The following is a 13,097-nucleotide window of genomic DNA, read 5'->3' on the forward strand; positions in this document are numbered from 1 at the left end:
TGGAAAGGCTGTCCCAGTATGGCGCGACGAGTGCGGGGCCGGCGACGCCGGTCGCCGGCCCCGCGTCGTGCGCCGCTACCGGCAGGTGGCCGCCGGCACCGTGACGCTGCCGGTGTGGCTGCGGCCGTCCGCGGCCGTTCCCGTGACGCGGATCTCGTCGGCGGGGATCGCCGTGGCACGGGTGCTGAACGACGCCGACGCGGTCTTGCCTGCGGCGACCACGATCGTCTTGCTGCCGTACGTGCCCGCGATCGTCACCGACGCCGAAACGTCGTCGTGGTTGGTGACGCTCACGACCTCGGTCACCTTGCCGGCCACGCAGCGCGTCACGCCGGTCGCCGTCAGGCTCAGGTCGAGGCTCACGGCCTCCGACGCCGACGGGCTCACCAGCCCGTCACGGTAGCCGTCGTACCGGGCGGTGACCGCACCCACGCCGGCGGGGACTTCGACCTGCGCCGCGCGATCTGCCAGGCTCACGGTCTGCGTCCAGTCGTCACCCGTGAAGGTCACGGTGCCGACGACCTCACCGCCGTCCGCGGCGGTGACCGACGCGGTCGCCGTGCGGCCGTCGACCGACAACTCGGTCGTCGACGCGACCGCTTCGACGGCGGTCCAGTCGTGCATCGCATCGAGCACGGTCTGCGTGACGCTCACGAAGGCGCCGTGACGGGGGCTCGCAGGCAGGCCGCCACCCGGACGGACGTTCCAGTCCGCGCGCTGGGACAGCCTGTCGCCTTGCCTGCTCGAGGCGATCGCGTCGCCGGTCGTCACGAACGCGCGGTACCCGCCCGCTCCGTAGTTGTCGACGAGGAACACGTAGCCGTTCCCCGCGTTGTTCGGGTCGCCCTCGTTGAGCTTGACGATCTCAGGCCCCTCGCCGGCCTGGCCGGTCTCGAGGCTGGTCATCCGGGTGTCGGTCAGCTGCCACGTCGTCGACGGGTCGGCCGTCCAGCTGGACTGCGTCGTCGGGGCCGTCAGCACCTTCGAGCGCTCGAGGAAGATGTCCTTCCCCGCCTCCAGGACGCCCGCCGCGCCGCTCTCCTCGTTCTTGGTGAAGCGGTAGTAGTAGTCGTCGATCTTGATGACCGTCGAGTCGATGCGGGCGTACCCGGTGTCCTGCCACGTGGCAGGCGGGTACGTGAACGTCACGAAGTCACGGGTCAGCACGTAGAACATCCGGGCGTAGAGCTTGTCGGTGTTCGTGTGGCTCGCGTCCGAGTACAGGCGCGAGGCGAAGAACACGACGTAGGACTGCAGCTCGTCGTCCCAGTAGGCCTCCGGCGCCCACGTCATGCCGGCCTCGGGCTGGTTGATCGTGATGCCGGTGTTCTCGCCGTTGGTGCGCTCCCAGTGCACGAGGTCGGTGGACTCCCACACCTCGATCTTCAGGCTGCCGTTGGACTGGGCGGGGCCCCAGCCGGTGCCGCAGCTGATGCACAGGTCGGTGGCGACCATGTAGTACTTGTCGCCGTCCTTCGAGCGGAGGATGTAGGGGTCGCGCAGGCCCTTGGTGTCAGCCGTGGATGTGATGACCGGGTTGCCGCCGTTGACCGGCGAGAAGGTGAAGAAGTCGTTGCCCGACGTCGCCGCCTGGTAGATCTTCTCGTCTCCGTCGGACTTGAAGTAGGCAGCGGCGTAGCCGGCGTCGGGAGCCCAACGGCCCTTCTCCGCCACCGTCACGGTGAACTGCCGCTCCGCGGTGGAGCCGTTCAGCGTCGCGCGAGCGGTCAGGGTGACCTCGCGGTCGCCTTCGCCGTACGCCGGTCGTGTGACGAGGCCGCCGCCGCGGAACGGGTCGGCCGCGCCGACGGCGGGGACCGTGTACGAGGCATCCGTGGGGGTCACCAGGGCAGGATCCGACGACGTCCACGTGATCGCGGCGCCGTTCACCGCACCCTTGGTGGCAAGGGGCAGGTGCTCGGTGGTGCGGCTCGCGAGCGAGATCGCGTCGAGGTCGGCCGAGACGTTCGGGGCCAGCACCGTGACGTCGAAGGTCAGGGTCGATCCGAGCGACGTGCTCGCCGTCAGGGTGACCGCGGCGTCCTCGGTGATCCCGCGCGAGACGGCCCCCGTGGTGGAGATGATCTCGGGAGCAGACGACGCCCAGGTCAGCGTCACGCCGTTGACCGTGGCCGGGAGCGTGAGATTGCTCGACACGCGGTCCAGCGACGGGTTCGAGCCAAGCATGGTGGCAAGGACGTCACCGCGCAGCAGTGCGGCCGTCGCCGCGGTCTTCTCCTCGGCGGTGGGCATGCTTGCGGTGACCTCCTCGGCGGTGAGTGCCACGTCCCAGAATTTCACGTCGGCGACATCCGCGCGCAGAAGGCTGTCGCCCTGGTACAGCGACCGGCCGAGGTAGCCGAGCACGTTGCCGCTCGGGATGATCGAGCTCAGCGACCGGGTGTGTGTCAGCGTCGAGATGACGGCGCCGTCGCGGTAGAGCGTCAGCGTGTTGCCCGAGCCCACCATGGTCAGCGTGGTGAAACCAGGGTTCAGCCCGCCTCCCGCCGGCATCCGGGTCTCGCCGTTGTCGGTGCCCGACTTCACGCGGATCGCCGCGAGCACCTGGTTGACGTAGCCGCCCTGCGAAGACCGCGGGCTGAGGAAGATGTGGTTGCCGAGCTGGGTCGTGTTCCAAGGGCCGACGCCGTCGCCGATGACCCAGCCGAAGTGGTTCGCCGCGGTCTGCGTCGACACGGTGTACTCGACTGTGAAGTCGTTGTCGGTTCCGGTGACGAGGCCCTTGGGCAGAGCCGCGTAGCCGTCGGCGCGGAAGCGCAGCACGTCATCGCCGTTCGCGTCGGCGAACGACCCGTCGGTGAAGCCGGTCAGCGCGGCATTGCGCCCGTTGCCCGACACGTCCAGCAGCGTCGCACCCGCGTGTGACATGTCGTAGTGAGCGCTGGGCGCCGGCGGCTCGGCGGCGCTCGCTGCGAGCGGCGACGAGACGCCGAACGCCGAGGCGGCCAGCGCCGCGACGACCGCCGCCGAGACTGCACGGCGCGCGGAACGCCGTCGTGGCGGGTGGGTGGACGGATGCGTTCTCATCGGTGAGAGCTCCCCTCGGATCGGGATCGCTCGCTCAGATGCCCTGAGCGAGCTTGTAGTACGCCTGGTTCCAGCGCAGCTCGCGCTGGAAGCCGCGGACGGTGGTGTCCTCGTCGATGACGACGAGCTCGGTCCTGGCGATCTCGGCGAAGTCGCGGAACACCTCGATGCCCACGGCGGTGGTCATCACGGTGTGGTGTGCGGCACCGGCGGCGAGCCAGCACGCGGCCGACGTGGCGAAGTCCGGCGCCGGCTTCCATACGGCACGGCCGACGGGAAGCTTCGGCAGGTCGGGCGCGTCGACGTTCTCGACGACGTTCGCGATGAGGCGGAAGCGGTCGCGCATATCGGTCATGGCGACCACCACGGCCGGACCCGGGTCGGCGGTGAAGACGAGCCGCACCGGGTCGTCCTTGCCGCCGATCCCCAGCGCGTGCACCTCGAGGCGGGGCTTCGCGGTCGTCAGCGACGGGGAGACCTCGAGCATGTGGGCGCCGAGGATCCGTTCGGAGCCGGGGACGAGGTCGTACGTGTAGTCCTCCATGAGGCTCGCACCGCCGGGAAGGCCCGCCCCCATGACGTTCGCGACCCGGACGAGGACCGACGTCTTCCAGTCGCCCTCGGCGCCGAACCCGTAGCCCTCGGCCATGAGCCGTTGCACCGCTAGGCCGGGCAGCTGCTTGAGCGCGCCGAGGTCCTCGAACGACGTGGTGAACGCGCCGAACCCGCCCTCTTCGAGGAACGAGCGCAGCCCCAGCTCGATCGCGGCGCCGTCGCGCAGCGACTGGTGGCACCTGCCACCGGGGAGGAGCTCCTCGGCGACGTCGTACAGCTCGACGTACTCGGCGACGAGCGCGTCCACATCCGCCGGCGATGCCGCTTCGACCGCCTCGACGAGCTCGTTCACGCCCCAGGTGTTGACCTGCACGCCGAAGCGCAGCTCCGCCTCGGTCTTGTCACCCTCGGTGACGGCGACGTAGCGCATGTTGTCGCCGAAGCGAGCCAGCTTGAGGGTCCGCGCGGCGGCCCATCCGGCGGCGGCGCGCTGCCAGTCCTCGATCTGCTGCACGACGGCCGGATTCGACACGTGACCCACGACGGTCTTGCGGGCCACGCCCAGCCGGGTCTGGATGTAGCCGAACTCGCGGTCGCCGTGCGCGGCCTGGTTGAGGTTCATGAAGTCGAAGTCGATATCGGCCCACGGCAGCTCGACATTGGCCTGCGTGTGCAGGTGCAGCAGCGGCTTCTGCAGCGCGTCGAGGCCGGAGATCCACATCTTCGCGGGGCTGAACGTGTGCATCCACGCGATGAGGCCGATCACCTCGTCGCGGGCGTTCGCCTCCAGGGCGAGCCGGCGGATCGAGTCGGAGTCTTTCAGCACCGGCTTCCACACGACCCGGACGGGCAGGCCGGACAGCTGGTCGACGACCTGCTGCGACTGCTCCGCGACCTGCAGCAGCGTCTCCTCGCCGTAGAGGTTCTGGCTGCCTGTGACGAACCACACTTCGTACACGGCGAGCGAGGTGGCGAGCGGCTGGCGGGTCATGAGATTCCTTCTGTGGTTCTTACGGACGGATTGCAGAGTCAGAGTGCCGAGGCGGCGGCCTTCTCGACCTCGAGCCCCGCGCGGTAGCGGGAGAGGTATGCCGCGAAGCCCGGAACGTCCTCGGGGTCGGGATCGACGGTGTGGAAGACTCCGGCGCCGAAGACGTCGTCGGCGAGGTACTCGGTGAGGCTCGTGGACCGCGCGGCCGACAGGTACGAGGCGAGCACGGCGATGCCCCACGCTCCGCCTTCCGACGCGGTCTGCGCGACGGCGACGGGCGCGCCGAGGGCACCGGCGAGGAAGCGCTGAGCGACCCCGGCGGTGCGGAACACGCCGCCGTGGGCGTACATGCGGTCGATGGTGACGCCCTCGCTCTCGAGCACGCGCATGCCGAGGGCCAGCGTGCCGAACACGCCGTAGAGCTGCGACCGCATGAAGTTGGCGAGCGTGAAGCGGCTCTCGGGAACACGCACGAACAGCGGACGCCCCTCGGTGAGACCGGCGATGGGCTCACCCGACAGATGGTTGTAGGCCAGCAGGCCGCCGGCGTCGGGGTCGCCGTCGAGGGCTTCCCGGAACAGCGCCTCGAACACCTCGTCCGGCTCGAGGGCGCCGCCTGCGACGGTGGCGAACCGGCTGAAGAGCCCGACCCAGGCGGCGAGCTCGCTGGCGCCGTTGTTGCAGTGCACCATCGCGACCTGGTCGCCCGACGGCGTCGTGACGATGTCGAGCTCGTGATGCACCGCGCGCAGCGGACGCTCGAGGACGACCATCGCGAAGATGCTCGTGCCCGCGCTGACGTTCCCCGTGCGCGGCGCGACGGAGTTGGTCGCGACCATCCCGGTGCCGGCATCCCCCTCGGGCGGACACAGCGGCACGCCGGCCTCGAGTGTTCCGGACGGATCGAGCAGCCGGGCGCCCTCGGCGGTGAGCTCTCCTGCAGGATCGCCGGCGACCAGCACCTCCGGCAGGAGGTCCGCCAGCTGAAGCCCGTACGCACGCTCGCCGACGAGCCGGTCGAACTTCTCCAGCATGCCGGCGTCGTAGCCCCCGGTGACCGGGTCGATGGGGAACATCCCCGACGCGTCGCCGACGCCCAGCACGGTGCGCCCGGTGAGCTTCCAGTGCACGTACCCGGCGAGCGTGGTGAGGTGCCGGACGTGCGCCACGTGAGGCTCCTCATTGAGGACGGCCTGATAAAGGTGCGCGACCGACCAGCGCAGCGGGATGTTGACGCCGAACAGCTCCGAGAGCACCGCCGCCGCCCGCTCGGTCGTGGTGTTGCGCCAGGTGCGGAACGGCACCAGCAGCTCGCCGGCCTCGTCGAACGCCAGGTAGCCGTGCATCATCGCCGACACGCCCATCGCCTTGAAGGTGCGAGGGGTCACGTCGTATCGGCGGCGGATGTCGGCGACGAGGTCGGCGTACGCCGCCTGCAATCCCGACCACACGTCCTCGAGGGCGTAGGTCCAGACCCGGTCCTGGAAGCGGTTCTCCCACTCGTGACTGCCGACAGCGAGCACCGTGGCGGGGTCGTCGGATGCCACCAGGCACGCCTTGATGCGCGTGGAGCCCAGCTCGATGCCCAGCGACGTCCGTCCGGCGAGGATCGCCTCGCGCGCGGCATCCGTCGTCGTCGCCTCCTCGCTCATCGGCGCTCGTCTCCGCTCTGGCCGTACACGTTCTGGTACCGGTCGTACAGGCGGTCGATCGCCTCCTGCGGGATCGGGATGACCGGTCCTGCCTCACGCGCGTAGTGCACCGTGCGGGCGACGTCCTCGACCATGACCGCCGCCTTGACCGCGTCCTTCGCCGACACGCCGATGGTGAACGGGCCATGGTTCTGCATCAGCACCGCGCGGCTGCGGTGGCCGCGCAGGGTCTCGACGACGCCGCGGCCGATGGAGTCGTCGCCGATGATCGCGAACGGTCCGACCGGGATCGGCCCCCCGAACTCGTCGGCCATCGCGGTGATGACGCACGGGATCTCCTCGCCGCGCGCCGCCCACGCCACCGCGAACGTGGAGTGGGTGTGCACCACTCCCCCAACCTCCGGCATGTGGCGGTAGACGTATGCGTGTGCAGCCGTGTCGCTCGAGGGGCTGCGGTCGCTGCCGGGGGTTCCCGGCACGACGTTGCCGTCGAGATCGCACAGGATCATGTTCTCGGGCGCCAGGTCGTCGTAGGAGACGCCCGATGGCTTGATGACGAACAGATCGGCTCCGGGCACTCGACCCGAGACGTTCCCGCCCGTCCACACGACGAGGCCGTACCGGACGAGTTCGCCGTGCAGCTTCGCGACATCGGCGCGCACGGTCTGGATGGCCGCCTCGACGTCGGGGCCCCATTGGGATTCGGTCATGGTCACTCCCGCTTCCTGGTGACGACGCGCTGCAGCAGCACGAATACGAGAAGGATGCCGCCGGTGATGATGGTGGTCATCTCGGGCCGGATGCCGCCGTCGCGTGTGATGAGCACGTTCATGAGTCCGAGCACGAGGGCGCCCACCACCGAGCCGAGCACGTAGCCGTACCCGCCGGTCAGGAGCGTTCCGCCGATGACGGTCGCGGCGATCGCGTCGAGCTCCCATCCGATCCCGGTGATGTTCTGGGCGATGCCCAGGCGCGACGTGTACACGACGGCCGCGATGCCCGAGAGGGTGCCGCTGACGACGTAGACGAGGATCTTGGTGCGCGGCACCGGCAGACCCATCAGCGACGACGAGTTCTCGGAGCCGCCGATCGCGTACACGGTGCGGCCGGTGCGGGTGCGGTGCAGCACGAAGAACGCGACGAGCACGACCACGAGAGCGATCAGCACGCCCGGCGTGATGACCAGGTCGTTCACCTTCTCGCCGTCGATCACCTTGAACTGCGAGCCGAGCCAGCGGATCGGCGAGTCGTCTGCGAGCCGCTCGGGGACGGTGCTCAGCAGCGACGCGAGGCCGCGGCCGAGGAACATCATCGCGAGCGTGGCGATGAACGGCTGCACGTTGAAGTACTGGATCAGGATGCCGCTGGCCAGCCCCGACACCGTGCCGATGAGGATCATCAGCACGATGACGGCATACGGATTCCAGCCCGCGTTGGACAGCATCACACCGGCGACACTCGAGAGCGCGATCACCGATCCCACGGAGAGGTCGATGCCGCCCGTGAGGATCACGAACGTCATCCCGACGGCGATGATGATGAGGTGGGCGTTGTTGATCAGCAGGTTCGACAGCGTGTTGTACTGCACGATCCGGCCGTAGGACACCTCGCCGTAGATGACCATCCCGACGAAGATCAGGATGGCGGCGACGGTCGGAAGGACCGACGGGTTCGACGTGGCGATCCGGCGGACGGCGTCGGTCACCTTGGTGAGCCTTGAGGGCGCGCCGGCGCCTTCGACACGGCGGGTCTGCACGGTGGTCATGCCGTCACCTCCTCTTTCGGCTGCGGGGCTTTCGTGGCGGTCACGCCCTTGTCCCGGTCCTTCTCCTTGTGCTTCGGCGCTCCGGTGCGTCGCTGGACGAACCAGCTTCGGACGCGCTGCGACTGCAGCAGGCAGAGCACGACGATGACGATCGCCTTGAAGGCCGGCGTCGCGGAGGACGAGATGCCGAGGAAGAGCACAGTCTTGTCGAGCGTCGCGATGAGCAGGGCGCCGACGACGGCGCCGCCGAGCGAGAACTTCCCTCCGGCGAGCGACGTGCCGCCGATCACGACCGCCAGGATCGCGTCGAGCTCCATCTGGTACCCGGTGCGCGAGACATCGACGGTCATGACCGTGCCGACGGACATGACGCCCGCCACGCCGGCGAGGACGCCGCTGACGATGTAGACCGTCAGCAGCAGGCCCTTCGGCTTGATGCCGGCCATGCGGCTCGCCTTCGGGTTGATGCCGATCGCCTCGATCATCAGGCCCAGCGCGCTGCGGCGGACGACGAAGCCGACGACGATCACGATGAGGATCGCGAGGAGGAACACGACAGGGAGCCCGACCAGGTAGCCGTTGGCGATCCACCGGAACGGATCGTTCGACGCCGACGTGTTCTGGCCGGCGGTGATCACCTTGGCGATGCCGCGACCGGCGAGCATCATGATCAGGGTGCTGATGAACGGCTGGAGCCCGATGTAGGCGACCAGCACACCGTTGACCGCGCCGAGCACGGCGCTGACGATGAGGGCGAGGCCGCCGGCGGCAAGGGCGACCCCGACCGAACCGGAGTCGGCCGCGCCCTTCATGAACTCCATCGACACGGCACCGGCGACAGCCATGACCGAACCCACCGACAGGTCGATGCCGCCCGTGGCGATGACGAGCGTCATCCCGAGGGCGATCATCAGGATCGGCGCGGCGGCGCGCAGGATGTCGACCAGGTTGCCGACGAGGTTGCCGCTGGACGCGCTGATCGACAGGGCGAGGTAGTTGGGGTCCTTCAGAACGTTCAGCAGAAGCAGCGCGGCGATCGCGATGACGCCCCAGAACAGGGGCTTGCGGATCAGATCGCGCAGCCACGAGGCGCGGGAGACGGTGCTCACGATTGCTCCTCCGTCGTGGTGGGCAGATGGTCCTGCGGCGTCCCGTGCAGGTCGGATTCTGGCTCCACCAGTTCGCTGTCGGCGGCCGCTTCGACGCCATGCGCCGCGATCACGTCAACGACCTTCTGCGCCGTGACGTCGGGGCCGTTGACGATCTCGCCGATCTTCTGGTGATCCTTGAGCACCACGATGCGCTCGCTCAGGCGCACGACCTCTTCGAGCTCGGACGAGATGAAGACGACGGACACACCGTCCTCGGCGAGCTCGGCGACCGCCTCCTGGATCTCGGCCTTGGCGCCCACGTCGATGCCGCGGGTCGGCTCGTCGAGGATCAGCAGGTCGGGCTTCGTCGCCAGCCACCGGCCCAGGAGCACCTTCTGCTGGTTGCCGCCGGAGAGGTTCCTGATGAGGCGGTTGGGATCGGCCGGGCGCACGTTGAGCGCCTTGATGTACTTGTCGACGATCTCGTCCTGCTCCTTGCGCGAGATGGGTCGGGCCCATCCGCGCTCTGCCTGGACGGCCAGGATCATGTTCTCCCGGACCGTGAGGTCGCCGATGATGCCTTCGTCACGGCGGTTCTCGGTCGAGAAGGCGATCCGCTTGCCGAGACCGTCCGCCGGGCTCTTGATGTCGACGCGCTTGCCGCGCAGCGTCACCTCCCCCTCGTCGGGGCGGTCCGCGCCGTACAGGAGCCGAGCCAGCTCCGTGCGTCCCGAGCCGAGCAGCCCCGCGAAGCCGACCACCTCACCGCGATGGATGTCGAGGTCGGTGGACTCGATCGAGCCGCGGCGTGCGAGACCCGTCGCCGACAGCAGCGGCTCCTCCGCCGCGCGATCGCGCTCTTCCACACGTCGGTTGCCGCCGAGCGACTTCAGCGCGTCGAGATCCTTGCCGATCATCTTCGAGATGAGGGCGTGACGGTCGAGCTCGCGCGTGAGGTACTCGCCCTCGTACTTGCCGTTGCGGAGGATCGTCAGGCGGTCGCTGATCGCGTAGATCTGGTCGAGGAAGTGCGACACGAAGAGGATCGCGACGCCCTGGTCGCGCAGGGCGCGCATGACGCGGAACAGGCCCTCCACCTCGGCGGCGTCCAGGCTCGAGGTCGGCTCGTCGAGGATCAGCACCTTGGCCTTGATCGCCATGGCGCGGCTGATCGCGACCAGCTGCTGCATCGCGATCGACAGCGTCGACAGCGGCCGGTGGGTGTCGAGGTGCTCGAGCCCGAGCCGGGCGAGCGCCTCGGTGGCGGCCTTGTGCGTCGCGCGCCAGTTGACGCCGAAGGGCCCCCGCACCTCGTGACCGAGCATGACGTTCTCTCCGATGGAGAGGTTCGTGACCAGGTTCACCTCCTGGTACACCGTCGAGATGCCGGCGTTCTGGGCGTCGGCGGTGCCGTGGAACTGACGCTCCTGGCCTGCGACGAGGATCGATCCGGCGTCGATCTTGTACACCCCGGTCAGCGCCTTGATGAGGGTCGACTTCCCAGCGCCGTTCTCGCCCATCAGCGCGTGGACCTCGCCTTGGAAAAGACGGAAGTCCACACCGTCCAGCGCTTTGACGCCCGGGAACTCGATGGAGATGTCGCGCATCTCCACGATGGGCAGTGCTTCACTCATGGCATTCGCATCCTGTGCCGCGGCTGCGCGAGCAACCGGCTTTCATGGAACGGTGCGGGGCCGCCTGTGGTGGCTGACCCCGCACCGTGACTACTGCTCGTTACCGCCGCAGGACTTCTCGTCCGTGCGGATCAGTACTTGCGGTCCGGAAGAGCCGCCTCAGCCGCCTCGGGCGAGTCGAACGCGGTGCTCGGGACGATGATGTAGGACTCCACCGACTCGCCGGCGAGCGTCTTCTCGACGACGTCGAGGGCGGTCTCACCGAACAGCGGGTTGTACTCGTGCACGAAGCTGAGCTGGCCGGCGGCGAGCGCCTCCATGGCCGACAGCGTGCCGTCGATCGTGGCGATCTTGACGTCCTCGCCGGGGGTCAGACCTGCCTCCTCGACAGCCTGCGCGGCACCCAGGCCCATCTCGTCGTTCTGAGCGAAGATGAGCTGGATGTCGTTGTTGTTGGCCTTGAGCAGGGTCTCGGTGACGCTCTTGCCCTCCTCGGCCGACCAGTTCGCGGTCTGCGCGGCAACCTTCACGAGGTTGGAGCCCTCGACGGCGGCATCCCAGCCTTCGTTGCGCTCGTTGACGACGCCCACGCCGGCCGGCCCCTCGAGCACGATGTAGTTCCCGCCATCCGGGAACGCCGAGACCGCCCACTCGCCGACGGCCTCAGCGACGACGACGTTGTCGGGAGCGATGCGGGTCACGTACAGGTCCGGGTCGTCGGGCTCGATGCCGCGGTCGAGGAGGATCACGGGGATCTCCGCCTCCTGCGCGCGCTTGAGCGAGTCCTCCCAGCCGGATGCCTCGGTGGCCGAGAGGAGGATCACGTCCACGCCCTCGTCGACGAACGAGGTGAAGGCGTCGATCTGGGACTTCTGGTCGAGGTTCGTGGCCGGAGCGTACTTCAGCTCGTAGCCGGCGTCCTCGGTGAACGTCTCCTGGATGTTCTTCTCGTTGGCCTCACGCCACGCGCCCTCCGGGCCGACTGCGACGAACCCGACCGAGATCAGGTCGCCGTCTCCGCCCGCGGATCCGCCGCCGCTGTTGCCGGCGTTCGCGCAGCCGGCGAGCCCGAGCGCGAGAGCGCCGGCGCCGACGAAGCCGATCAGACCGAGCATCCGCTTCTTGTCTGTCATCTCTTCTCCTCCTTGAGACTCCCCGACGCCGTGGTCTGGGAGAGAAAGTCCGTGTGTCCCGGCGGGACACTCTCGGGTGTGTGCCTGACTATTGTGCGCGCTAACATGACCGCGCGCAACTCAGGATGCGGGATTCGTTACTTCTCCGTTACCGCGAACATCGCGCCATGCCAGAGGGACCTCGTTCCCTCGCGACAGTGATGTCACGAGCGCGGGGCGGCAGTGGACGAGCGCACGATGAGTCGAGGCTCGATGATGTCGTGGTTCTCCGCATCTTCGTCGCCCTCGATCGCGCGGATGATGAGCTGGAGTGCCAGCGCCCCGAGGGCGGCGAAGTCCTGGCGCACCGTCGTCAGCGGCGGCAGGAAATGCCGCGCGTCAGGCAGATCGTCGAATCCCACGACGCTGATGTCGTCCGGCACGCGCAGGCCCCTCTCGGCGAGTCCGTGCACGAGGCCGAGCGCCATCTGGTCGTTGGCGGCGAAGACGGCGGTCGCTTCCGAGAAGTCATACGTCCTGCCGAACTCGTAGCCGTAGTCCGAGGTCCAGTCGCCCACGACGGGCTGCGGGATGGGCAGTCCCGCGTCGGCGAGGGCATCCCGCCACCCCTGCGCACGGGCGCGGGCGTCGTACCAGTCGAGGGGTCCCGACAGGTGCGCGATGGAGCGGTGCCCGAGTTCGATCAGGTGCATGACGGCCGCCATCGCCCCCGCGCGCTGATCTACGGCCGCGGTGTGCATCTCGGCCTCGGGCTCGGTCTTGATGACGAGGGTCGGAAGTCCGGTGCTCTGCTTGCGCAGCAGCGCGAGCGAGGACGCGCGTGGCGCGATGACGCAGAGGGCGTCGACGCCCTGTGTGACCAGCTCCACGACGCCCGCGTCGATCTGCGACTCCTCGTCGTCCGAGATCGAGAAGGCGCTGATCGCGTAGCCGGCGTCCCGCGCGGCGCTCTCGATGGCGCGCAGCGTGCTGTTGGGGCCCCACTGGACGGGGCTGTCCACGAGCACCCCGATGCGCATGGCGCGGCGGGTCGCCAGGGCACGCGCGATCGAGCTGCGCGTGTAGTTCATCTCGTCGATCGCCTGCAGCACGCGTTCGCGCGTGGACTCCCGGATGTTGGGGTGGCCGTTCAGCACCCGCGACACCGTCATGTGCGAGACACCCGCCTGCTTGGCCACGTCGTAGATGCTCGGGCGCTGCCAGCCTCGTGTCGCCTGCTCGGACACAG

9 protein-coding genes are annotated in these 13,097 nt (G+C 68.9%); all 9 read right to left on the bottom strand.

From position 1 onward, the window contains the following. Window positions 1-75 precede the first annotated feature (75 nt). Window positions 76-3,048, bottom strand: coding sequence for an immunoglobulin-like domain-containing protein (locus AC5RVZ_RS10315; protein WP_494065660.1), 2,973 nt, complete (start codon window positions 3,046-3,048; stop codon window positions 76-78). 34 nt (window positions 3,049-3,082) lie between these two features. After that, a complete protein-coding gene (araA, locus tag AC5RVZ_RS10320; RefSeq protein ID WP_494065661.1) occupies window positions 3,083-4,594 on the bottom strand; it encodes an L-arabinose isomerase in 1,512 nt (503 codons plus the stop codon). 38 nt (window positions 4,595-4,632) lie between these two features. Then, complete coding sequence (locus AC5RVZ_RS10325) at window positions 4,633-6,246, bottom strand: xylulokinase (RefSeq protein WP_494065662.1); 1,614 nt, start codon at window positions 6,244-6,246, stop codon at window positions 4,633-4,635. Next, window positions 6,243-6,956, bottom strand: a complete 714-nt coding sequence (locus AC5RVZ_RS10330) for an L-ribulose-5-phosphate 4-epimerase (protein ID WP_494065663.1) — start codon at window positions 6,954-6,956, stop codon at window positions 6,243-6,245. The genes AC5RVZ_RS10325 and AC5RVZ_RS10330 overlap by 4 nt, the downstream gene beginning before the upstream one ends. 2 nt (window positions 6,957-6,958) lie before the next feature. Then, window positions 6,959-8,011 (bottom strand): ABC transporter permease, encoded by a 1,053-nt coding sequence (locus tag AC5RVZ_RS10335; protein WP_494065664.1) that lies wholly within the window; start codon window positions 8,009-8,011, stop codon window positions 6,959-6,961. After that, the gene (locus AC5RVZ_RS10340; RefSeq protein ID WP_494065665.1) at window positions 8,008-9,120 is read right to left on the bottom strand and encodes an ABC transporter permease; all 1,113 of its coding nucleotides are present in this window, start codon (window positions 9,118-9,120) and stop codon (window positions 8,008-8,010) included. Before AC5RVZ_RS10340 ends, AC5RVZ_RS10335 begins: the two co-directional genes overlap by 4 nt. Beyond that, window positions 9,117-10,736, bottom strand: a complete 1,620-nt coding sequence (locus AC5RVZ_RS10345) for a sugar ABC transporter ATP-binding protein (protein WP_494065666.1) — start codon at window positions 10,734-10,736, stop codon at window positions 9,117-9,119. The genes AC5RVZ_RS10340 and AC5RVZ_RS10345 overlap by 4 nt, the downstream gene beginning before the upstream one ends. A gap of 131 nt (window positions 10,737-10,867) precedes the next feature. Continuing rightward, window positions 10,868-11,869, bottom strand: coding sequence for an ABC transporter substrate-binding protein (locus AC5RVZ_RS10350; RefSeq protein WP_494065667.1), 1,002 nt, complete (start codon window positions 11,867-11,869; stop codon window positions 10,868-10,870). A 203-nt stretch (window positions 11,870-12,072) separates the two neighbouring features. Further along, entirely contained in the window at window positions 12,073-13,095 is a 1,023-nt protein-coding gene (locus AC5RVZ_RS10355) for a LacI family DNA-binding transcriptional regulator (RefSeq protein ID WP_494065668.1), read from the bottom strand. Window positions 13,096-13,097: the final 2 nt, after the last annotated feature.

Source organism: Arthrobacter sp. Cza30 (assembly GCF_059090765.1).

What these genes read in the sequence shown, in the direction of transcription:
- AC5RVZ_RS10315 (WP_494065660.1), bottom strand. Translation starts at nt 3,048, where the DNA reads ATGAGAACGCATCCGTCCACCCACCCGCCACGACGGCGTTCCGCGCGC.
- araA (WP_494065661.1), bottom strand. Translation starts at nt 4,594, where the DNA reads ATGACCCGCCAGCCGCTCGCCACCTCGCTCGCCGTGTACGAAGTGTGG.
- AC5RVZ_RS10325 (WP_494065662.1), bottom strand. Translation starts at nt 6,246, where the DNA reads ATGAGCGAGGAGGCGACGACGACGGATGCCGCGCGCGAGGCGATCCTC.
- AC5RVZ_RS10330 (WP_494065663.1), bottom strand. Translation starts at nt 6,956, where the DNA reads ATGACCGAATCCCAATGGGGCCCCGACGTCGAGGCGGCCATCCAGACC.
- AC5RVZ_RS10335 (WP_494065664.1), bottom strand. Translation starts at nt 8,011, where the DNA reads ATGACCACCGTGCAGACCCGCCGTGTCGAAGGCGCCGGCGCGCCCTCA.
- AC5RVZ_RS10345 (WP_494065666.1), bottom strand. Translation starts at nt 10,736, where the DNA reads ATGAGTGAAGCACTGCCCATCGTGGAGATGCGCGACATCTCCATCGAG.
- AC5RVZ_RS10350 (WP_494065667.1), bottom strand. Translation starts at nt 11,869, where the DNA reads ATGACAGACAAGAAGCGGATGCTCGGTCTGATCGGCTTCGTCGGCGCC.